The 21,930-nt window shown below is 59.3% G+C and carries 20 protein-coding genes; 10 read left to right on the plus strand and 10 right to left on the minus strand.

Features of this window, described 5'->3' with window-relative positions; genetic code table 11:
* Positions 1–241: 241 nt before the first annotated feature.
* Positions 242–1,012: a L,D-transpeptidase family protein gene (locus FKG95_RS24525; protein ID WP_142899077.1), complete on the minus strand. Its 771-nt coding sequence runs from the start codon at positions 1,010–1,012 to the stop codon at positions 242–244.
* Positions 1,013–1,114: 102 nt separating this feature from the next.
* Positions 1,115–2,083 carry a Gfo/Idh/MocA family protein gene (locus FKG95_RS24530; RefSeq protein WP_142899078.1) on the minus strand — a complete coding sequence of 323 codons (969 nt, stop codon included), beginning with the start codon at positions 2,081–2,083 and terminating at the stop codon, positions 1,115–1,117.
* Positions 2,084–2,456: 373 nt separating this feature from the next.
* On the opposite strand from FKG95_RS24530, the gene FKG95_RS24535 reads away from it, so the two are divergent.
* From FKG95_RS24535 to FKG95_RS24545, 3 genes are all read left to right on the plus strand, one after another.
* Positions 2,457–6,293 carry a spondin domain-containing protein gene (locus FKG95_RS24535; protein WP_142899079.1) on the plus strand — a complete coding sequence of 1,279 codons (3,837 nt, stop codon included), beginning with the start codon at positions 2,457–2,459 and terminating at the stop codon, positions 6,291–6,293.
* A gap of 85 nt (positions 6,294–6,378) precedes the next feature.
* On the plus strand, positions 6,379–8,151 hold the full coding sequence (locus FKG95_RS24540) for a type I secretion system permease/ATPase (protein ID WP_142899080.1): 1,773 nt from the start codon (positions 6,379–6,381) through the stop codon (positions 8,149–8,151).
* Positions 8,148–9,488: an HlyD family type I secretion periplasmic adaptor subunit gene (locus FKG95_RS24545; RefSeq protein WP_142899081.1), complete on the plus strand. Its 1,341-nt coding sequence runs from the start codon at positions 8,148–8,150 to the stop codon at positions 9,486–9,488. Before FKG95_RS24540 ends, FKG95_RS24545 begins: the two co-directional genes overlap by 4 nt.
* A gap of 57 nt (positions 9,489–9,545) precedes the next feature.
* Here FKG95_RS24545 and FKG95_RS24550 read toward each other — a convergent pair whose 3' ends face one another.
* Genes FKG95_RS24550 through FKG95_RS24560 form a run of 3 tightly spaced genes read right to left on the minus strand, consistent with a single transcriptional unit; the run spans position 9,546 to position 10,491 of the window.
* Positions 9,546–9,920 carry a RidA family protein gene (locus tag FKG95_RS24550; RefSeq protein ID WP_142899082.1) on the minus strand — a complete coding sequence of 125 codons (375 nt, stop codon included), beginning with the start codon at positions 9,918–9,920 and terminating at the stop codon, positions 9,546–9,548.
* Positions 9,917–10,159 (minus strand): DUF2798 domain-containing protein, encoded by a 243-nt coding sequence (locus FKG95_RS24555; RefSeq protein ID WP_142899083.1) that lies wholly within the window; start codon positions 10,157–10,159, stop codon positions 9,917–9,919. Before FKG95_RS24555 ends, FKG95_RS24550 begins: the two co-directional genes overlap by 4 nt.
* 20 nt (positions 10,160–10,179) lie before the next feature.
* Positions 10,180–10,491, minus strand: a complete 312-nt coding sequence (locus tag FKG95_RS24560; protein WP_142899084.1) for a putative quinol monooxygenase — start codon at positions 10,489–10,491, stop codon at positions 10,180–10,182.
* Positions 10,492–10,593: 102 nt separating this feature from the next.
* Between FKG95_RS24560 and FKG95_RS24565 the strand changes: the two genes are divergently transcribed.
* Together FKG95_RS24565 and FKG95_RS24570 are read left to right on the plus strand one after the other, a co-directional pair.
* Complete coding sequence (locus tag FKG95_RS24565; protein WP_142899085.1) at positions 10,594–11,496, plus strand: LysR family transcriptional regulator; 903 nt, start codon at positions 10,594–10,596, stop codon at positions 11,494–11,496.
* A 164-nt stretch (positions 11,497–11,660) separates the two neighbouring features.
* A complete protein-coding gene (locus FKG95_RS24570) occupies positions 11,661–12,569 on the plus strand; it encodes an NAD(P)-dependent oxidoreductase (RefSeq protein WP_142899086.1) in 909 nt (302 codons plus the stop codon).
* A 13-nt stretch (positions 12,570–12,582) separates the two neighbouring features.
* Here FKG95_RS24570 and FKG95_RS24575 read toward each other — a convergent pair whose 3' ends face one another.
* Positions 12,583–12,984 (minus strand): hypothetical protein, encoded by a 402-nt coding sequence (locus FKG95_RS24575; protein WP_142899087.1) that lies wholly within the window; start codon positions 12,982–12,984, stop codon positions 12,583–12,585.
* A gap of 70 nt (positions 12,985–13,054) precedes the next feature.
* Between FKG95_RS24575 and FKG95_RS24580 the strand changes: the two genes are divergently transcribed.
* Positions 13,055–14,428, plus strand: coding sequence for an SAM-dependent methyltransferase (locus FKG95_RS24580; RefSeq protein WP_142899088.1), 1,374 nt, complete (start codon positions 13,055–13,057; stop codon positions 14,426–14,428).
* Between the two features lie 323 nt (positions 14,429–14,751).
* Positions 14,752–15,801 carry an alpha/beta hydrolase family protein gene (locus FKG95_RS24585; protein ID WP_179954268.1) on the plus strand — a complete coding sequence of 350 codons (1,050 nt, stop codon included), beginning with the start codon at positions 14,752–14,754 and terminating at the stop codon, positions 15,799–15,801.
* 17 nt (positions 15,802–15,818) lie between these two features.
* On the opposite strand, the gene FKG95_RS24590 is transcribed toward FKG95_RS24585, so the two are convergent.
* Together FKG95_RS24590 and FKG95_RS24595 are read right to left on the minus strand one after the other, a co-directional pair.
* Positions 15,819–16,208: a hypothetical protein gene (locus tag FKG95_RS24590; protein ID WP_142899090.1), complete on the minus strand. Its 390-nt coding sequence runs from the start codon at positions 16,206–16,208 to the stop codon at positions 15,819–15,821.
* A 234-nt stretch (positions 16,209–16,442) separates the two neighbouring features.
* The gene (locus FKG95_RS24595; protein ID WP_142899091.1) at positions 16,443–17,678 is read right to left on the minus strand and encodes an MFS transporter; all 1,236 of its coding nucleotides are present in this window, start codon (positions 17,676–17,678) and stop codon (positions 16,443–16,445) included.
* 141 nt (positions 17,679–17,819) lie between these two features.
* Here FKG95_RS24595 and FKG95_RS24600 point away from each other — a divergent pair, with 141 nt between their 5' ends.
* Positions 17,820–18,533 carry a MarR family winged helix-turn-helix transcriptional regulator gene (locus FKG95_RS24600; protein ID WP_142899092.1) on the plus strand — a complete coding sequence of 238 codons (714 nt, stop codon included), beginning with the start codon at positions 17,820–17,822 and terminating at the stop codon, positions 18,531–18,533.
* A 243-nt stretch (positions 18,534–18,776) separates the two neighbouring features.
* On the opposite strand, the gene FKG95_RS24605 is transcribed toward FKG95_RS24600, so the two are convergent.
* Both FKG95_RS24605 and FKG95_RS24610 read right to left on the minus strand, forming a co-directional pair.
* Positions 18,777–19,334, minus strand: a complete 558-nt coding sequence (locus tag FKG95_RS24605; RefSeq protein WP_142899093.1) for a DUF4166 domain-containing protein — start codon at positions 19,332–19,334, stop codon at positions 18,777–18,779.
* Positions 19,335–19,395: 61 nt separating this feature from the next.
* Positions 19,396–19,911 carry a thiol-disulfide oxidoreductase DCC family protein gene (locus tag FKG95_RS24610; RefSeq protein WP_142899094.1) on the minus strand — a complete coding sequence of 172 codons (516 nt, stop codon included), beginning with the start codon at positions 19,909–19,911 and terminating at the stop codon, positions 19,396–19,398.
* A gap of 282 nt (positions 19,912–20,193) precedes the next feature.
* Here FKG95_RS24610 and FKG95_RS24615 point away from each other — a divergent pair, with 282 nt between their 5' ends.
* Together FKG95_RS24615 and FKG95_RS24620 are read left to right on the plus strand one after the other, a co-directional pair.
* Complete coding sequence (locus FKG95_RS24615) at positions 20,194–20,613, plus strand: gamma-glutamylcyclotransferase family protein (RefSeq protein WP_142899095.1); 420 nt, start codon at positions 20,194–20,196, stop codon at positions 20,611–20,613.
* Between the two features lie 315 nt (positions 20,614–20,928).
* A complete protein-coding gene (locus FKG95_RS24620; protein WP_142899096.1) occupies positions 20,929–21,906 on the plus strand; it encodes a threonine dehydratase in 978 nt (325 codons plus the stop codon).
* The last annotated feature ends 24 nt before the right edge of the window (positions 21,907–21,930 follow it).

Here is a 21,930-nt window from a genome sequence, read left to right on the forward strand (position 1 = left end):
GTACGGGTGAATCTGCTCTAATTATATGATGTAGAGCGGGTTCACATGTTTTAGCGAAAACACAGAGTGTTTCCGTTAAAATATGACGCGCTCTAGTATCCCGGATCTGAAATTCACTTCATTGAATTTCAGATTCAACGGGACACTACCTCATTGAATCTAGTGTGATTCAGCCTCCAAAATTCGCCGCAAATTATGCGGCGAACTTCAGAAACATCACACTAGGCTTTCTGGACAAACATCAGATCGGTCGCGGATACTTCTTAAATTCGTCGACAAGGGAATCGTAGAGTTCCGGCGTCCAGGCGGGCATGGAATTCGGATCGGCTTTGAGAACCTTCGTACGCGGATCTCGCGGGGCGATTGCGACCTTTACTCTTTCGCGGCCGGTGAGTGCGGTGAGAACGAAGAGTTCCTCGATGACCTCATCGCCCATGGCAAGGCAGCCCACGGAAAGAGAATTGCCGTGAATGAAGATATTGCTTCCCGGCTCGGTCCTGCCTTCTGCCTGCGCATGTTTCAGATCGAAGCTATTGGGGTAATTGAGCTTCATGGAGAGGTGATAGCTGCTGTTCGGGTTCAGGCCTACGATCTTGTACAGACCCTCCGGTACTTGCCGGTCACCTTCGCGCAGTTTAGGCCCTGCGACGCCGCTGGCCTTGCGGATGTCGTAGTCCCGAATAAAGGTAAAGGGACTCTCACCTGTGCCTGTGGGGTCTCCTTGCGCCCAGACTTCGAGCTTCCGCTCCTGCTTCAGCGCCAGCAGCGTAACCCTCTTGGGGGGAAAAGAAACGCGCGCCTCTTCGAAGAACGGCAAAAGGCGGGCTGAGGCGCTCTCTCCGTAATGATCCAGCACGGATCTGACCGTCTGCCTGCCCGTCACACTTCGCATCGTCGGCACCCAGTAGGGTCGGCCAAAGGCGTAAATGCTGCCCAGAGTGAGGCTGGCGGCGGCGGTTAAGGCTCCTGTTAAGAATAGACGCCTGTGATTGGCCGGTTTCTTTTTGAACATGGATCAGTCTTCCCCGAGACTTACAGTAGTCCAACGAGTATCTCAGGAGATTTTGGTCGAAATTTGACCTTCGCGTGACCGCCGCAATTTATGATCAGCAGGTCAGGATTGATCGAACCCCTTATAGACCTGCGCGAGGACTTCCATCGTTTGCAGGCCAACCTCAGGCGAACAGGGGTTTGGTTCCCCATCGAGCAGATGAGCAACGATCTTCTCGACGAAGGGCTGGTGGACGTGGGGCGGGTCCGGCCGTTCGATCTCGCGTATGCCGTCCGCGGTTTTGACGGTGATGTTGCTGGGCCGGAAGAACCCCATGGAAACAGACCCCTTGTCGCCCAGGACCGTCACGGATTCTTCCTGTTCCCCGACGCTGTAAGCGCAGAGGCCGGCGGCAACGACGTCTTGGTAGCCAAGACTGAAGCTCACGAGATCTTCCGCCGCGTGATTTTTGCTTTGACGGCGAACCTGGGCCTGCACCTCCCGTGCCGGCCCGAAGACGTGACTGAGCCAGTCGATGGTATGGGACTGCATATCGGCGAAGAAGCCCCCGCCGCCGACTTTGGGATCGAGCCGCCAGGTGTCGTTGCTGCTGTCCGGCGCCTGCATCCGATGAACCACCGAGACGCAACGCGGAGTGCCGATCGTGCCATCCTGGACAATTTCGCGCATATGCTCGAAACGCGGCAGCGCGCGCCGATAGAACGCGACAACAAGTGACTGTCCGGCCGCCTTGGCAGCTTCGGCCATGGTTTTGCCTTCTTCTACAGTCAGCGACATGGGCTTTTCGACCAGCACCGGCTTGCCTGCCTTCAGTGCCGCAAGTGTGAGTTCGCAGTGGCTGTCCGGCGGCGTAGCAATGTAGACCGCGTTCACATCCGGATCGCCGATGAGTGCTTGAGCCGAATCGTAAGACTTGGCGATGCCGTGCCGGCGGGCGTAGTCAGCCGCTTTTTCTCCGTCGCGCCGCATGACGGCGGCAATGCTGGAACGTGAAGCTTTTTGAAGAGCCGGACCGCTTTTCACTTCCGTCACGTCACCGCAGCCAACGATACCCCACTGAAGCTGATTCATTTCAGTTCATCCTCCTATTCGTTTGTACTGTTCGAGGCGCGGCTGGGGAGCAGGGTCCTTTCGCGCGATGAGCCTGCGTGAAGGCAGGGGCGCCGCATCGCTGTGGCTCAGTTATCGCCGACTGAGAAGGCTGGTTCAAGCGTGATACCCGCATGACCGGCTGTGAAAGCTCCCGGAATCTGGCAAATCTTGAAGCTATCGCATGACTCGAAACCGGTCAGCGATCTACCCCGTAACGCTTCTACGCCGCCGTAAGATATTTGGATCAGTAATCACTCCAAGCTAACAAATATGTGACTGAAAATAAATGCATAAAACTCCGGATGAGCGGTGTTGACTGCCCGTCGTTAACACTTTCTCAAGGAGCATTTTGATGGCTTTCGACAGTAAAGAAATAGGCATCACCGTAGCCGCGGACGAAGCGGACGTGACGGTGGGGCGCGTTCGAGCCGATGACATCGGTATTCTGGTTTCCGGCGATGAAGCCGACGTGACCAGTGAAGGTCCGGTCGATGCCGGCGAGACCGGTATCCTGGTGACAGGAGATGAAGCGAACATTACAAACGAAGGTTCGGTATCCGGCGGCGAAACCGGGATCTCGATCATGGGTGAAGATGCCGATATCACCAACAGCGGTTCGATCAACGGCGAGGTCGCTATCGACGCGACCGGGTCCGGGGGATCGACAAACGTCGAGCAAACGAAAGGCGAGATCAACGGTGACGTCCGTCTGGGATCCGGCGACGACAACGTCGAGATCGAAGGCGGCGAGGTCAATGGCACTGTCAGTCTTGGCGGTGGTGACGACGACTTTACCTCCTCGGCATTTGGTGCGTCCGATGTTGTCGATGGCGGCGAAGGCGATGATGCCATTGAAACAGGTTCCGGCGATGATGAACTGACCGGTGGTCTCGGCGATGACGATCTGGACGGCGGCGAAGGGATCGATACGGCACGTTTCGATGATCTTGATGTCGGGGTCTCGGTCGATCTGGCAGTCGGCGAAGCGACCCGTGAAACGGGTTTCGACGTCACCATCGAAGATCTTTCGCTGGTTAACCCCAACGATGGCATCGAACCTTCCGCCATCATAGAGCAAGGCGTGGCCGGAAATCTCTATTTCAACATCCACACCTCCGATTTTCCAACGGGTGAACTGCGTGGCCAGCTGTCTCTGGTAGAAGACAACCGGGATGCCTTCGGTTACGGCTCCGTGGTCTTTTCATCCATGCTGGATGGGGCCCAGGAAACCCCGGCGCCCGTGGATACCGACGCATCCGGTGAGGCCACTGTGGTCTTTACCATCGCTGAGGATGGCAGCGTCAGCTATATGACCGAACTCTCGGTCTCGGGTTTGAATCAGGCGGATCTGCTGCCGGTGAATATCGGGAACGGCACACTGAGCCCGATCCACCTGCACAACGCGCCTGCCGGAGCAGGTGGTCCTGTCGTTGTGGACATTGCCAGCGATGCCGGAACCGATGGATTTCTTGTCGTCAGTGAGACCGACAACCTGGAAAACATCGAAATTGTCGTCGGCTCGAACGACGCCGACGTCATTACCGGTGACGACGCCGCGAACGAACTCTCGGGCCTGGAAGGCGATGATGAACTGAGCGGCGGCCGCGGTGGCGATACCCTGCTAGGTGGCGAGGGCAATGATCTCCTGCGCGGCGGCGGGGGCAATGACGTCATCGATGGTGGCGATGGTATCGACACCATCAGCTTCAGCGATATCGGTGTCGACGTAAGTGTCACTCTAAATGCTGACGGCAGCGGTTCCGCCGACTACATCGTGAACGGCAACACTGTGACCGACAGCTTCACCGCTATCGAAAATGTTGAAGGTTCCGACAACAACGACACCATCATTGCCAACGGTGGTGCGCCGAACGCGATTGACGGCGGTGCGGGAAACGACTTCATCGCTGGCGGTGGTGGCGTTGATGACCTCTCCGGCGGTGAGGGTATCGACACCAACAGCTTCATCAATATCGGCGCCGAGGTTGTCGCTGATCTGGCATCCGGAAACGCCAGTTATCAACCGGCGCCTGGTGTAACGGTCTTCGAGCAGTTCGACGGCTTCGAAAACCTCGACGGTTCGCAGAACGACGACCAGCTCTTCGGCGACGGGGGCGACAACGTCCTGACTGGCAACGGCGGAGATGATCTGCTGGTGGGACGCGGCGGTGCCGACGATCTCTCCGGTGGTGAAGGCAACGACGTGCTGCAAGGTGGTGGCGGTAACGACGCCCTTGACGGTGGTGAAGGGATCGATACGGCTGACTTCCAGGATATCGGCGTGGGTGTCACCGCGAGCCTGGAGGATGACGGAACTGGCTTGGCTTCCTACGAAGTCAACGGCAACATCGTTCAGGACAGCTTGACCAGCATTGAAAACCTGACCGGCTCGGAGAACGACGACTCCCTTTCCGGCAATGCGGAAGACAACCTGCTGGCCGGCGGTGCCGGGAACGACGAGCTCTCTGGCGGTGACGGCAATGACGTGCTGCGCGGCGACGAAGTCGGATCCGGGACGGCTGTCCGGGTCTCCGTGACTAACACCTTGGGTGAGGGTGGAACCTTCCTGACTCCGGTCTGGTTCGGTTTCCACGACGCCGAGAACTTCGATCTCTTCACTGTCGGAGAGGCTTCCAGTCTGGGTCTCGAGCGTCTGGCAGAAGACGGTACCGTCGAAGGTATCGCTGCTGAGTTCAACCAGCAGGTCGGAGACAACGGTGTCGATGCCACGCTTGGCGGTGGCGCAGGTGTTCCCGGTCCGATCGATCCGGGCGAGACCGCTTCCTTTGTTCTGGATGTGGACCCGGGCCAGGTTGGCCAGGGCTTCTTCACCTGGGCGACCATGATCATTCCGTCGAATGATGCTTTCCTTGCCGCGCCCGACGCCGCCGACACCGACGCGATCTTTGACGAGAACGGCAACTTCCTTGGCCCATTGGTCATTGAGCGTTTCGGTAACGATGTGCTTGACGCAGGTACCGAGGTCAACAACGAGGAAGATGCAGCGTTTCTGAACCAGACGGCGGCCAACCAGGGTACCACCGAAGGCGGTGTTGTCGATTTCCATCCCGGCTTCAACGGCTCGGAAGGCAATCCGGACGCAACGCCGCAGAACATTCTGGGCGGAACCACGGCGGCCGGAACCATCGTCGATCCGGTCGAAGGCGACTTCACCCGCAACGGCGGCAATGAGCAACTGCTGCGCATTGTGGTTGATCGTCTGTCCAACGAGGGCGGTGCCGACATCCTCAACGGCGGTGCCGGGAACGACAGTCTCGAAGGCGGTGGCGGACGCGACACCTTCGTGTTCGAGCAAGGCACCGGCTCCGATACGGTTCTCGACTTCGACACCTTTGTCGGAACCGGTGACTTCATCGACGTCAGCGACTTCAACTTTGTTGATGGCGATGCGGTGATTGCTGCCGCCCAGCAGGATGGTGACGACACGGTGATCGATCTGGGAAATGGCGATCAAATCACCCTGATTGGCGTCAACGTCGGGGATCTTAATGCCGACAGCTTTATTGCCGGTGACGGACCGGTTGAGATCGATCCGGTTGTCATTGAAGGCGGTCGCGGTGACGAAGAGATCAATGGCGGCGCAGCCGACGATGATCTCAGCGGTGGCCGCGGCAACGATCAGATCAACGGTGGCGACGGCGACGATGCCATCGATGGCGGCCGTGACGACGACGAGATCAACGGCGGAGACGGCGATGATGTTATCACGGCCGGCCGTGGCGACGATGATGTCAACGGCGGCGACGGCAACGACTTTATCGATGGCGGTCGTGGTGACGACAACATCGAGGGCGGTGCCGGCAACGACGTGATCGAAGGTGGCCGTGGCGATGACAACATCAATGGCGGTGCGGGCAATGACTTCGTCTGCGCAGGTTCCGGTGACGACATCATCAATGGTGGCACGGGCAACGATCGCGTCGAAGGCGGTTCCGGGGATGACATCTTTGTCTTCGAGATGGGAACCGGTCAGGACACAGTCCTCGACTTCGACAGTGGCAGTGACGAGCTCGATCTGACCGACTTCGGTTTCGCGTCCTTTGCCGATGTGCAGGCTGCGGCCGAGGAAGATGGTGACGATCTTGTCATTGATCTTGGCAATGGAGACTCGGTCACGCTGGTTGGTGTGTCCGAAGGTGAACTGAGCCAGGACGATGTTGCCATCTAGGGCGTCTTGACTTGGGCCCGGTGAAGCAGCCGGGCCCAATTCTCTTCCGCAAAACCCATCGCAATTCCCGTAACAGAGGTCTGACATGAGTAAGACGCAACCTGGTTCATCCGAACTCCGGGCGGCATTTCGGAGCTGCGGCAATGGACTTTTCATGACCGGTGTTTTCAGCCTGGTCATCAACCTCCTGATGCTGACCGGTCCGCTTTACATGATGCTGGTCTACGACCGCGTTCTGACCAGTCAAAGTGAAACGACGCTGATCTCGCTCTCTCTTCTGATCGCGGGGCTCTTTATCATCATGGGCCTGCTCTCGAGCGTGCGCTCCAAGATCCTCGTGCGGGTTGGCAGCCGGATCAATCTGCGCCTCAGCGAACGCGTATTCGGCGCGCAGATCAAGAAAGCCGCTTCGGGTGGTGCGAGGGGGCTGGACGGTGTCCGGGACCTGCAGACACTCCGCGAGTTTCTGTCGGGCACCGGACCAGCGACACTGTTCGATGCGCCTTGGACGCCGGTATACATTGGCGTCATTTTTCTGCTCGACCCTCTGCTTGGTTGGATTGCCACAGGCGGTGCAGTGGTCCTGCTGCTGATCGCGTTGCTGAACGAGGTCGTGACACGGCGCAATCTCGCAAAGGCCACCCGGGTGCTTGCGGAAAGCAATGAGATTGTCGCGGACGGCCGCAACAATGCAGAGGTCCTGTCTTCCATGCATATGCTGCCGGGTATTTACCGGCGCTGGCAAAGACTACAACACGCCGCACTCGAACTTCAGAACAAGGCAAGCGACCGCTCGGCAAGCCTTTCATCCATGTCCCGGACGCTGCGCCTGATGCTTCAGTCGGCGATTCTGGGCGCCGGTGCGTACCTGGCCATCAATGATGTCATCAGCCCGGGTAGCATGATTGCAGCATCTCTCATCATGGGCCGCGGCCTCGCGCCGATCGAACAGGCGATCGGATCCTGGCGGCATTTCATCGCTGCGCGCGGGGCCTATCGGCGCACGAAGCAATTGCTGGACGATGTGCCGGCTGAAGAGCAACGCACGCAGCTCCCGGCGCCCCGAGGAAATCTGAGCGTCGAGAAGCTTTTTGCAGGTATTCCCGGTAAGGAGGGAAACCAACTGATCCTGTCCAACATCTCCTTCCGTCTCAATGCGGGCGAAGCGCTGGCCGTGATCGGGCCAAGCGCATCCGGCAAGTCAACACTCGCCCGCCTGCTGGTGGGCGCCTGGCCGCCCGATCACGGGCAGGTCCGCTTAGACAGCGCTGATCTCTGGCAATGGGACAGGGTACAGCTCGGCCACTACATCGGCTACCTGCCCCAGGACGTGGAGCTCTTCAACGGTACGGTGTTCGAGAATATCGCCCGTTTCAATGAAGAGGCGGACGATGAGAGTGTCGTTGCAGCCGCGATGAACGCCGGCGCGCACGAGATGATTCTGGCGCTGCCGGACGGATACAACACGGCAGTCGGGACCGGTGGCCGGCTCCTTTCGGGCGGTCAGCGTCAGCGGATTGCTTTGGCTCGGGCGCTCTATGGCGATCCGGCTCTTGTGGTGCTTGACGAGCCCAACGCCAGCCTCGATGCGGTGGGTGAGGAGGCGCTCAGTCAGACCATCCAACGCATGAAGGCGCGCGGCCAAACCGTCGTCGTAATCGCGCATCGCCCCAGCGCCGTCACCCAGGCCGATAAGGTTCTGGTGCTTGATGGCGGCAAGGTGGCGGCTTTCGGTCCGAAGGCCGAAGTCTTTGCAGCACTCTCCGACAGAGCGGCCAACGGTGGACAAGCCGTCACGGCGGACGCGCCCAAAAGCGGCGCTCCCAGAATTGTTTCCCAACAGAGGAGAGCGTCATGACGCAGCTCACCACGGAACTCAAAACCACGTCGCCCACTAAGGCGACCGCACCGGCGGACCGGATGCGCGGACAGATTATCTTCGGTCTTCTGGTTGTCGTTCTGATGTTCGGCGGCATCGCCGGATGGACCATACGCACCAAAATCGAGGGGGCCGTGGTTGCGCCCGGCATGGTCGCGGTCGAGAGCAACCGCAAAACCCTGCAGCATCTCGAGGGCGGGATTCTGGGCGAACTCTTCGTGAAGGAAGGGGATTACGCCGAGGCCGGGCAGCTTCTCATGCGGTTGGACGACACCTTGAGCGAGGCCAATCTGGCGATCGTGGTCAACCAGCAGAACGATCTGACGGCACAGCGGGCGCGCCTGACCGCCGAACTGACGGACCAGGAAGCAGTTGCGTACCCGGCTTCACTCGTCGAGCGGCGTCAGGAATCCGAGGTTGCGGAAATGATCGAGGCGCAGGATCAGCTCTTCACCGCGCGCCGTGAAGCCCGTGCCGCTGAAGCCAACGCCGTGCGCCAGCGTATCGCTGCCTTCAGTGAGCAGATCAAGGGTTTAAAGCAGCAGGGCGGTGCCGTTACAAAGGAACTGAAGCTCTCCCGCGATGAGCTGGCCGTCCTGGAGGATCTGCGCAAGAGAGAACTCGTTCCCGTGACCCGTGTGCTCGAACTGCAGCGCAGCGTCGCGCGCCTGGAAGGACAGCGTGCAGGTGGCCGGGCCCAGATCGCTAGCCTGAAAGCACAAATTCACGAGGCGGAAGCGCAGATTGCGGGCGCGGAGAAAGACTTCCGTGAAGAGGTCAGCCGTGATCTCACGACGGTCCAGGCACAGCTTTACACCTTGATCTCCCAGCGGGCTGCCGCCGAGGACCGGATGGAGCGGGGCGAAATCCGCGCGCCGCAAGCCGGCCGGATCCTGGACCTGCGGGTTCACACCAGGGGCGGCGTCATCATCGCAGGAGAGCCGATTATGGATATCGTGCCTTCGGATGATGAGCTGGTTCTGATGGCCCAGGTGCCGCCGTCCGATGTGGATCGCGTGTCCGCCGGTCAGGCAGCGACCATCAGGCTCACGGCCTTCAACCAGGATACGACCCCGGAGATCACTGGTCAGGTCAGGACGATTTCGGCGGACAGTGTCTACGATCAGGCCAATGACACTTCCTTCTACCGCACCCAGATTTCGATCCCCAAATCGGAACTGAGCAAGATCGCCGGTCTCCAGTTGCTGCCGGGCATGCCTGCCGAGATCCTGATCAAGACCGGCGAACGTCAGGTGATTTCCTACCTGATCAAGCCGCTGCTCGACAGTTTTGCGCGGACTTTCCGCGACGACTGAACGGCCGTTCCTTTTGCAAGACTTAGCTTACAGCGGGTGAGTTCGAAGGTCGATCTGCTACAAAGCCAATATGGCTTCGATTTCAACCGCCAGGTCAGGGGCAAACAAGGATCCGACGATGACCATGGAACTGGCCGGGACGTTGGGCCCGTACAGCGCGACGAGTGCCTCCCGAAGCTCGGGGATATCTGAGGGATCCGTCAGAAAAACTGTTACCTTTATTAAGTTGGCAAGCGTTGTGTTCTGGCTGGCCGCAATGATTTCGAACTGCCTGAAGATGGCCTGAGCCTGTTCCTTGACCGGCTTTGCTTGTGCCGTTGTTCCGTAGGCCGTGAAGCCCGATGTATAGAGCGTTTGGCCCTGGATCACGGCATGGCTGTAGGGGCCTGCCGGGAGGCCGAGTTCAGGAAGATTTATGCGTTGTACCGTCACAGTGGCCTCGTTTCTTGCTTCTTAATGGTGGGGCTCAAGAGGGTGAGACTGAGCTTCTGAACGGCCGGTCCGATCGCAAAGGCGATCACCGCGGCGGCCGGCCATGCCAGTAAAAAGGCGGACAGCCATTGCCGGATAAAATCGGGGTTCCAGCCGAGGTTGATCCAAGTCACCCAGCAGGTCATCAGCAGCGAAAGGGCGAAGGACATGAGGGCAGCGGACAGAAGGCGCTGTTTCATAATTTGGTCTTGGGCCCGTCTCAGCTTTGGGTTCCGGTTGGGCGGTTCCCGATTGGACCGAGCCGCTCGATGTAATTGACCTTGGTCAGTCCAAGCTTCAAATAGGCCACCGTGTGTGGTGCCTCGAAATGAGCTTTCAGAGCATCTTCGCCAGTCCAGCACTCCCAGAGGGTGAAGTGTTCAGGCCGCTCCAGGTTCTGCCGGATTTCAAAGGCAATACAGCCCGGTTCCAAGGCGGTCTTTTCCATCAGGTGCTGCAGCTCGGTCTGTGCCTTGATGAGGTCAGCTCCGTCATTCAAGGCGATTCCCGCGCTGATCCATAAATTCTGCATATCTTGCTCCTCGCAAAAAACTCTTACGGCGCGGAGGAGTACAAGATTGCAAAAATAGATAATATGGACAATAAAGGTTTTATAATTTCCAAAAATGGAATCATGCTGGACGATATTGCGCTCTTCATTCACATCGCGGACCGGCGCGGACTCTCCGCGGCGGCGGCCTCGCTCAATGTTCCTCCGGCGACAGTCACGCGCAGGCTAAAAAAACTCGAAGAGAGGCTGGGCTGTCAGCTCATTCTGCGTTCGGCGCGCAAGTTTCGTCTGACGAGCGAGGGAGAGGCCTACTATCGCGCCTACGCCGATCTGGTGAGAGAGTTCGAAGGCGTCGCAAGCGATCTCGAGGCCCAGCGGTCGGAACTCAAGGGACCGCTCAGCGTGCTTGCGCCGACAAACATTTCAGTCGGTTTTCTTCAACCCATGTGGTCCGCATTCATCGCGCGCTATCCCGAAATAGTGCTGCGTCTTTATCTCAGCAACGAGACCAAGGATATGCTTGATTCACGCGTTGATCTGGCGTTGCGTATCGGTCCGCAGCGGGATTCTCAACTCTTTCAAAAGCGTCTCGGCAGTACGGCATCGATCATCGTTGCTTCGCCTGATTACCTGGCAAAAGCCGGAACGCCGGAGAGCCTGGATGCTCTGCAGGATCACCGGATCGTCGCAAACACGACCTTTCCGCAATGGGTGATGACCCATCGTGCCGATAATGCCGAAGTGACGCTGCGGCTGTCGCCTTCGTCCATGGCCGATGATATCGGGTTGGTCAAGCAATTGGCCCGGGACGGGCACGGCGTTGCCCTTCTGCCTGTCAGTGAAGTGGTTGACGAGATTTGGCGGGGCAAACTGCGGCGTATTCTGACGGCCTGGCAAGGTCCCGACAGGGAGTTCTTCGCCGTATGGCCCACCGGTCGTCTCTTAAGTCTTCGTGCCGCCTGTCTGAGGGACTTCATGGCGCAGTACATCGGGCGAGAGTCCGTCTTGCAGGGTGGGATGCCCTGACGTGTCGGACGCCTGATATGAGGTTTCGAGCGTCTCTTGGGTTTGCTCGAGGTCTGCGGTCACTATGCTGCCATCCGACGGCAGCCATGCGGGTTCCCCGCTTTGCGCGGACCCGCTGCTGTTGTAGGAATGTATCCTTTGGAAACACGTGACTGGAGTAGGAAATGACCGGCAAAGCAGTGGTTGGCTTCATCGGGGTTGGCCTGATGGGCTGGGGTATGGCTAAAAACGTTGTCGAGAAGGGCTATCCCCTGCTGGTCATGGCGCACCGCAAGCGCGAGGCCGTGGACGACCTGGTCGGCCGTGGCGCCAGCGAGGTGTCTTCGCCAAAGGAAATGGCGGAGAAGGCCGATGTCATCGTGCTCTGTGTCACCGGCGCGCCGCAGGTCGAGGACCTGCTGCGCCGTGAAGACGGAATTCTGGCGGGTGCGCGCGATGGCCTGACCATTATCGATACCTCGACCTCCGAGCCGGATCTGACGGAACGCCTGCACGCCGAGCTGAGCGAGCGCGGCATCACTTTCTTTGACGCACCGCTCTCGCGCACCCCGGCACATGCCTGGGAAGGGGAGCTCAGCACCTACGTCGGTGGCCCGGAGGAGCTGATCGAGAAGTGGCGGCCGCTGCTCTCGACCTGGGCCTCGGTCGTGATCCCGGCCCGGGGACCGGTCGGCGCGGCGCATGCGATCAAGCTGATCAACAATCTCATTTCCATCGGCTACGCAAGCATCTGGTCAGAGTGCTACTCGATGATTTCCAAGATCGGTGTGGAGCCGGAAATCTTCCGGGAGATCGTGAGCAATTCGGGAATGAACTGCGGCAACTTCCAGAACTATTCCAAGTACGTCTGCGAGGGCGATCCCAAGGCCCATGAGTTCACTCTGTCGAACTGCCTGAAGGACATCACCTACTACAACCGGTTGGCCACGCGGAACGGCGCGGCGACCTTCATGTCCGACGGGGCCTTGCAGCTTTTGAAACTGGGCAACACCATGGGCTACGGCGAGCGGAACATCCCTGAGCTGGTCGATGTCGTGGCGAAACTCAACGGCCAGGGTGAACGAACGAAGTAGTCAGGGATTGAGATCAACGTAGTCGCATTGTCACCCGTTCGCTGTCTTTGAATCGATGTCGGAAAACGATCTCGTCGTCCGAACGTTCGATGATCTTGAACCTATGCCGCCTGAAGACTTCAACAATCTCCTGCGACAGGTTTGAGAGCTCATGTTCCCGGCCCCTGATCAGGGCCGCAACCTTCTCTTTGACCTTCACGAAGTCTTTTTCGGCCTTTGCGGCCCGATCTACTGCAAAGAGAAGGTCAATAAAAAACCAAAGGACTTCGTAAAACAAAAAATGAAGAATTAGATTCATAAAGGAGTCGACGCCGAAGTTATTTTTGAGAGCCGCGTGACGGCTTTTCGCATAGTTAAGTGGTGATACAAATGCCCATTTAAAGGTTGTACAATGCCGAGCGGTCCGCCATTCCATTTGCAGCGCCTTGCGAAGTCGTTAGTCTAGCGGCTCTTCATCGAATCCGTTTGTCCGGGGGCCGATCGCCGTGTTTTTGCTGTCTCACATGCTCAAGAAGTTCATCCGCAAGGGTACGCTGCGTATCCACGATGCGGACGGGAAGCTTTACAGCTTCGGCGACGAGACAGAACCCGTCGTGACGCTGCGCTTTCACGATAAATCGCTGGCTTTCAAGATCTTCAAGAATCCCGAATTGCACACCGGCGAGGCCTATATGGATGGCACGCTGACCTTCGAGGACAGCGGGGTTTACGATCTGCTGACGCTCTTCGGGATGAACCGGCACAGCCTGGGCAGCTACCCGCTGCAGAATGTCTTGCGCAAAGTCTGGAAGACCTTTCGGACCCTGCAGCAGCATAATCCCGCAAAAAAATCGCAGCAGAATGTGGCGCACCACTATGACCTCTCGCGTCGGCTGTATGAGCTTTTTCTGGACGAGGATCTTCAGTATTCCTGCGCCTACTTCCGCACGCCACAGGACTCCCTGGAAGAAGCGCAGGCCAACAAGAAACGCCATATCGCGGCCAAGCTGCGCCTGGAGGATGGACAGAAGATCCTTGATATCGGCTGCGGCTGGGGCGGTATGGCGCTTTATCTCGCCAGCCTCGCGGAGGTTGAAGTCACCGGTGTCACCCTCTCCAAGGAGCAATTGGAGGTCGCTCAGGCGCGCGCCAAAGAACTGGGGCTGGATCACCGGGTGAAGTTCGAACTGCGCGATTACCGCCATCTGGAGGGGCCTTTCGACCGCATCGTCTCGGTCGGCATGTTCGAGCATGTCGGGGTCGGGCACTACGACGAGTTCTTCACCAAGGTGAAGTCCCTGCTGACCGACGACGGCCTCGCGCTGATCCATTCGATTGGCCATATGTCGCCGCCGGGCACCACCGGCCCATGGATCCGCAAGTACATCTTTCCCGGCGGCTACTCGCCTTCGCTCTCCGAGGTCTGCGCCGCCACCGAGCGGGCTTATCTCTGGGTCACGGACGTCGAGGTTTTGCGCATGCACTATGCCGATACGCTCAAGGCCTGGCGTGACCGCTTCGAGGCCAACCGTGCCGAGATCGCGCAGATCTATGACGAGCGCTTCTGCCGCATGTGGGAATTCTATCTGATCTCCGCCGAGATGGCCTTCCGCCGGGGGTCTTCCATGGTGCTGCAGCTGCAGCTCTCCAAGGAGTGCCTGGCCGCGCCCATGACCCGCGACTACATGCATGAGGCCGAGGCTAAACTGCCTGCGCCCTTCAAGGTCCTGGCGGCAAAGTCTCAGGAGCCAGAGCCGCAGGCGCCAGAGCCGCAGGCGCCAGAACCACAGGAACCAGAACCACAGGAACCAGAACCACGGGAACCAGAACCACAGGGAACAGAGGCCCAAAAGATCGAAACCCAGAAGGTCGAGGCATAATCCTTCGGACCGTGTGTCGCAGACTGTGATGACCCTCTTGCGTCCAGATCACAGCTTTGTGTGTATCTTCACAAATTGCTGTTGTCAGGGAGGGCGCGGATGGGGGATCGGGTCTGAAAAACGCGGAAATGCGCCATTGTGGGTGCTGCAACTTTGTCGCGCATAAATTATATTGCGCAATCGTGTTTTTAGCCTATTGCAGCCGGGAAAATCTTGACTAAATCAGTAGGTTAAGCTCCCGCCGTGGACCAAGGCCCTCTGTGCCAACCCTGCGGCCGGCGCTCTTCTTTATGCGAATATCTTTGGCGTGTGTAGGGTTCTCAATGCACCGGGTTTCTGCCGTCGTCTCTTCTCTGCTGTTCCTTGTTCTCTCCGTGCCTCTTGCGGTTTCGGCGGCGCCCGTCGAGCGGTTCGTTATGTTCGAGGGAGCGGGCGGAGCGACCCTTGCCGGGCTCCTGACCCTGCCGGACGACGATGACGAGGCGCCCTTTCCGGCCATGCTTCTGCTCCAGGGCAGCGGGCCGACGGACCGGGACGGCAATCAGCTTCCCGAGGTCAGAACCAATCTTTTGCGCCAGCTGGCCCGAAACCTGGCCGATGCGGGCATAGCGACCCTGCGGTATGACAAGCGGGGCATGCACGCCAACGCCAAGGAACTGCCGCAGGACTTCGATGCGCTGCGCGCGTTCGTGGCCTGGGAGAATTTTGTCGGGGATGCGGAGCGGGCCTATCGCTGGCTGGCTGCCGATTCCTCGATTGATGGTGAGCGGGTCGGGATTGCCGGGCACAGTGAGGGCGGCCTGATTGCCTTGAGCATCGCGCAGCAGGGCGGAAGCTCTCCCAAGGTTCTGGTTTTGCTCTCAACGCCGGGCCGGCCCTTTGGGGCTGTCATCGCGGATCAGCTGACCGGTCTTATGGAACGTCAGGGAGCCACCGATGCGCAACAGGCTGAGATCCTGAGCGCGGATCAACGCATCCGCGCCGCGGTTGTGGCAACGGGCGAGATCCCCGACGATGTGCCGCCGGGTCTGCAGCCGATCTATCCTCAGTATCTTGGCCGCTACTATCAGTCCCTGCTTCAGTTCGATCCCGCCAAGGCGCTTGAACTGTACGATGGCCCGAGCCTCGTTCTGGCGGGCGGCAACGATCTTCAGGTCTCTCCGGAGCGTGACTTCCGGCCGCTTTCGGCCATCCTGCTGGCCAAGGATAACGGCAGCGCGGCCTTCATCGCGCCGGGCGTCAGTCACAATCTCAAGCTGGCCGCGCCGGGAGAGTCCGGGTTTGAGGGGCTGATCGATGCCGGCATCGATGCGGAGCTGAACGGCTGGCTTTCCCAGATGCTGAACGACGAGAGCGCCGCATTCTGGAAGTAGGTTTAGCCGACCGTCATTCACCCGGCCTTTAAGATGACATGTTCAACCTGCGCCGAGGTGACTTCCGCCCGGTGCAGCAGGTCTGCGACCAGTTCCCGGGCGGCCCTGGAGGTCAGGCCCGAGAGCCGGCATTTGATCGAGGTCTGACCGGCGTTGCCGCTGCGCAGAGACAGGGTGATAATCTTCGCGCCCTTGCCCTTCAACAGAGGGGAAACACTGCAGAGCAGTTGCGCATCGCCTTGTCCTGAAATGCGCAGATCATGCGAGATTTCCATTCCCGGGAAGAGCGCTGCGACATCGTCGAGGCCGTCTCCGCTTCGGTTGCCCGCGCGGGTTTCGGGTTTTGCAGCCTCGCTCCGGCTTTCACTGGAAATCTTGCTTTTGATCGAAATATCGGGCGCATTCATGGCTCACCTCGCGGTTTGGCTTCCAAATCGCGCCGGGCGGCCAGCTTTTACGGAGACATCTGCGGGGAAGGGGGCAACTGAGAAAAGGCGGATTTCGCCTCTCGGTTTAGCTGCATTTCTTCCGCGCCCGCAAGCTGAGACAAATCGGCGCGGAATTTTTCTAGCGCAATCGGAGGCGCCTGTCACCCCTTCAAATGCAGTGAGTTGAACCCGGTCCAAACTGGGTCAATTGCGCTACTGGGCCGCTGCGGCTGCCTTGCGAACCAGCGGGTTTTCATCGATCGGCAGGTGGATCGCGGCGGCCAAAAGGCCCAGCACAATGCCCGCCCACCAGACCGGGTCATAGGTGCCGATGCTGTCGTAAAGGTAACCGCCGAGCCAGACACCCAGGAAACTGCCGACCTGGTGGCTGAAGAATACAATGCCGAACAGCGTTGCCATGTAGCGGACGCCGAAGACCTGGGCCACGATGCCTGTGGTCAGCGGCACCGTGGAGAGCCAGAGAATGCCCATGACCGCGGCAAAGGCATAGATCGTGACCTCGGTCTTGGGCAGCAAAAGCAGCGCCGTGATGGCGATGGTCCGTGCAAAGTAAATCGTGCTCAGGCCACACTTCTTGCTCCAGCGCTGGCCCGCTGCGCCGGAGAGGAAAGATCCGATAATGTTGAAGAGCCCGATGAGCGAGATGGCGTAGGCCCCCACTTCCGCGCCCAGGCCCAGATCCTGCACATAAGCCGGGAAGTGAACCGTGATGAAGGCGACATGGAACCCGCAGACAAAGAACCCGATGGTCAGCAGAATAAAGCCCTTGTGTTCGGTCGCCTCCCGCAAGGCCTCGCGCAGGGTCTGATCGCTGTGCGCTTCACCCTTGCCGGTGGTGATGTGCGGCAGGCAAAAGGCGAGCGGGATAATCAGCAAGGCCGAGGCCGCCAGAATCAGCAGGGCGGAGTGCCAGCCGAAGTTCGCAATGAAAGCCTGGCCCAGAGGCGAAAAGACCACCTGCCCGAAGGAACCTGCCGCCGTGCCCAGACCCAGCGCAAGTGACCGGCGTTCAGGGCCGACGACTTTCGCGATCGCTGCAATGGCGATCGAGAAGGCGGTGAAGGCAACGCCCAGTCCGGTCAGGATCCCGCCAAAGAGGTGGAGTTCCAGGCCACTTTCCGCCGCCGCCATGCCCCAGACGCCCGCGCCATAGACGACCGCGCCCAACGCGAGCACGCGCGAAGGACCAAAGCGATCCGCCAGTGCTCCGGCGATCGGCACGCCAATGCCCCAGAGTAAATTCTGGATTGCCATGGCCAGGGCGAAGGTCTCCCGGTCCCACCCTCTGGCAAAGGTCATGGGCTCGAGAAACAGGCCGAAGACCGAGCGCACGCCAAAGCCCACCATGGCGATCAGGCAGCCGACAATGATGACAATGACCGGTGTATGCCAGAAGGGCGTGGTGGGAGTGGCGGTCGAAGAATTCATCGCAGGCATCCAGGCTTGAGAGAACGAAGGAATAACTGTTGGACGGTTGGGCCGTACAAAGTGCCGCGATGGACAGGAACCCCGACAATCCCTATAATAGTGTAATTACACTAGTGTATATGCATAGGATGGTCAACGGCAGTGGGAAAAGCAGGAGATGAAGCCAGAGGCCGGGGGACGCGCGCGCGCCAATCCGGCCGCCCCCAGTCCGGTCGACCCCAATCCCGGCGTGGTCAATCCGACGAGCGGAGCCGCGCGCCGCGTGACGACCGGGCGGATGCCGCTCCCAATCCTAGTGGCTCCAATCCGGGTGATTCCAATCCGGGTGACTCAGGTCCGGGCTATGCAGATCGGCCGCTTATGGAAAAAGACGGCATTCCGGCTCGGCTTGCGGTCGGCGCGAAAGAACGCGAGGCCCTGCTGGACGCGATTGGCGGTTCGCGAACCAGTTACTGCACCTGTGCCATGCTGCGCCGGGCCAGCCGGCGGGTCACGCAGGTCTATGATCAGGCCTTAAAGCCCTTTGGCTTACGTCTTACGCAGTACTCGCTTCTGGCCAATCTCCTGCGCAATGAAGACATCAGCATCACGGATCTTGCCGAACTCCTGGATATGGAGCGTACAACCCTGACGCGGAACCTGAAGCCGCTGGAGGCCGCCGGCTGGCTGCGCATAAAACCCGGCCCGGACCGGCGCAGCCGCGCGGTGGCGATCACTCCGGAGGGGCAGGCGGTTGCTGAGCGGGCCTTTCCGGCCTGGCAGCAGGCGGAGCGGACGTTTCGTGCGTCCATGGGGCGTGTAGAATCGGCGGAGCTGCGGCAGCTGCTGGGCACGGCCATGTCTGCTGTTGACTAGAGCTGCGGCTGACTAGAGCTGCGGCTGACTAGAGCTGCGGTCGACGAGAGTGTTTCACACTTATCTTGAAACGTAACTCCTCAGAATTTGCGTTCAAGATCAGCAGTTTGCTGATCGAGAGGCAGCGAATTTTGAGTCAGTTGAGACGCAAGCTGCTCTGAGAGGCAGTGAATTCTCAGTCCATCTGAATGTGGATTGCTCTAAGCTGGGCGCAGGGGGCATCCCGGACGACGGGCGCCCGCCCTATGCGATGCGTTGTTCCGCAGGCAGGCTGTCCGGCTGCAGCCAGCCCCGATAGGAAATCAGCAGGCCGAGCAGGGGCAGGGTGATGACAACCTCAAATCTGTAGCGTCCGTCGATCTGGCGTTCCTCCGCTTGCGTAACCGGTGCGATGGCGTGCGGCAACGGGAGGCCCAGAAGCGAGAGGGATTCGACATTCCATTGTAGACCGTCCGGGACCGCGGTCAATCTGACGACTGCGGATACCCCGCCCATGGTTTCGACAATGCAGCCCGCTTTGGCTCGATGCGGTGTGACGCGGCTGGAGAAGCTGTCGTCCCCGAATTCCCTGTGCCATCGTTCGCCTTGTCCTGTCTCCTGAAGCAGGATCCTCGCTGTCAGGTCTACCCCCGGACGCGGCAGCTTGAGGAGCCGCAGCAAGACTTTACCGATGATGGTCTCACTGCACCGCACGTCCACTCTGCCGGTAAGGCAGCGCTGGCCTTCGAACTCGTGGGCCACCTGGAGCGTCTCCGGCAGGGTTTCGAATTTCTCTCCGAGGACGCGGCGGTAAAGACTCATAGCGGCAAAGCGGCAGGTTTAAAAACAAAGCGCAGGAAACGGGGCACTGGCGGTATGGGCGTCAAGGCGTGTCCAGGATCTTGTTTCTGTGTTCCGGGGGAAGCAGAATACAGCTCTCCGCTTTGCCGAAGAGTTTGTAGCGGTTTTTCGCGATGCGGTCATAGAGCCAATTTCGCGGTCCGCGCGGGAAAATCTGCAGCAGCGCGAGGACGGGCCAGCCCGCACCCAGCAGCTTCATGACTTCGAAGAACGCGTCCGACTTGAAGTGCGCGCGGCCATCGCGGATGACGATGTTGGTTTCGTAGTTGTCAGGATCCAGGCCGTAGTGGACATAGAGCGCACGGCCGATATCCGACTGGGCCGTGCAGAGATTCAGGCGGTTGTGACGGTCGTGCTTGAGAACAAACTTGGCGAACCCGCTGCAGAAAATACAGACCCCGTCAAAAACGATCAGGGCTTTGTTGTCCGTAAAGGCGGGGACATTCTCATCCGTCCGGTAGCTGTAAGCCGGGTGTTTGGAAGGGTCGAATTTTTCCGCTCTCTCCATAATTTCCTGACGGTCCTGAGTTCTTGCCATGGATCTGGGCTTTTCGCAGATCTTTGCTTAAGGGCCTGATCCTCCAGCTTGCAGCCTTTCCGGAGTATGTCTCAAGCATCCTAACGCGTCCTGGCTTCAGCGTATCTGCGACAATCCGCCATGGCATGCAGTTTATGAATTCAGCATTTCTCATGTGGAATTCAGAATTCAAAATTTAATAAAAAACCCTATCGCGTCAAAATACGATGGGCAATATCCTGTCATGTGAAACGAAGGAGAGACTCAGTCAGGCGTACTCTTTGATAACGAGGAGAAGTCAGAATGACCGAACGAATGCTGGACATATTCTTCTATGGTCTCTTTATGGATCGCGTGGCTCTGATCGCGGAAGGGTATCACCCCGGTGAAGCGCGCACGGTGTTTCTCAACGAATACGAGCTGCAGGTCGGCGAGCGGGCCACTCTGGTGCCCGCGGAGGGACAAACGGTTTGGGGGGTGGTCATGGCCCTTCCCGCATCGGAAGTGAAGCGTCTCTACGGCGGTGCTTCGGTCTCCGCCTACAGTCCCGAGGCTGTGATGGTCTCGGGGCCTGAAGGGCAAAGCTCGCCTGCCTTGTGCTATAATCTGATGAAGTTCGAGTCCGAAGAACCCAACGAGGATTATGTGCACAAGCTTGCCGCCCTTGCCGAGAAACTCGATCTGCCGGAAGGCTATGTCTCGGAAATCGAGTTCTGCGCTTAGCGCTTGTTGTTCGCCTGAAGAGGTGGCTTCTGCGGGCCATGATTGTCACGGAACAATGTTTCGGTTGACCCCTCGCCATGCCTTCGCCTTATCATCCCTGCCAGTTTCTGGGTGCGAGCAGAGCTGGATCAGATCAAATTTAAATGAAGTCGCCAAAGGCGATCACTCGACCTTGTGAATCTGATCTGACACTGAAGTTTGGAACAGATTCACACGTCCTGACGAAACCACAAGCTGTTCCGTCAAGACGTGATCCGGTCTCGGGTCCGGCTGTCCCGGCCGTGCCCGCTTGAGGATCTGAGGTGGGTGTAAGTCATGAAGTCGATTTCCAAGGAGGAGTTGGAGCAGGCGGCCGCATTGGTCCATCGTGCAATGCTTCCAACCGCCGCTTATGCCTGGCCGCTGTTGGCGGACGCGGTCGGCGCCGAAGTCTGGGTCAAGCACGAGAACCATACACCGACCGGCGCCTTCAAGGTTCGTGGAGGTCTGGTCTACCTGGATCGGCTGAAGCGGGAGCGGCCGCGGGTGAAGGGCATCGTCTCGGCGACGCGTGGCAATCATGGCCAGAGCCTGGCCTTTGCCGCCCGCGCCGCCGGTCTGCCCTGCAGCATCTTTGTACCGCATGGAAACTCCGTCGAGAAGAACGCGGCCATGCGGGCCTTCGGCGCGGATCTGCGCATCCAAGGCCAGGACTTCGACGAAGCCAAGCACCATGCCGCCGGCCTGGCGCAGGAAATGGAATATGAGTTCGTGCCCTCCTATCACCGTGATCTGGTGACCGGCGTGGGGACCTACGCTCTGGAGCTCTTTACCGCGCAGTCCGACCTTGACGCCGTCTATGTGCCGATCGGTCTGGGTTCTGGAATCTCCGGCCTGATTGCGGCGCGGGATGCGCTGAACCTCAAGACGGAGATCGTGGGTGTCGTCTCGGAACACGCAGATGCCTATGCCCTCTCCTTTGAGGCGGGGCGGCCGGTCGCAACCAATTCCGCGCTGACCTTCGCCGACGGTATGGCGGTCCGGACACCGGATCCTGACGCGGTTGCGGTGGTCTGCGCCGGGGCGGCCCGTATTCTGCGGGTCAGTGAGATCGAGATCGCGGACGCCATGCGTCTCTACTACACCGCGACCCACAGTATCGCCGAGGGCGCGGGCGCCGCGCCGCTGGCAGGCCTGTTGCAGGAGCGCTCAAAAATGCAGGGCAAAAAGGCAGGCGTGATCCTCTGCGGACAGAACATCGACCGCGAATGGTTTGCCACCATTCTGGACGGTGGAACGCCGGCGGTGAAATGATGAGACGCGCTGTTCCAGTGTTTG

The organism is Denitrobaculum tricleocarpae (genome assembly GCF_007004665.1).
GTDB classification, from domain to species: Bacteria; Pseudomonadota; Alphaproteobacteria; order Kiloniellales; family Kiloniellaceae; genus Denitrobaculum; species Denitrobaculum tricleocarpae.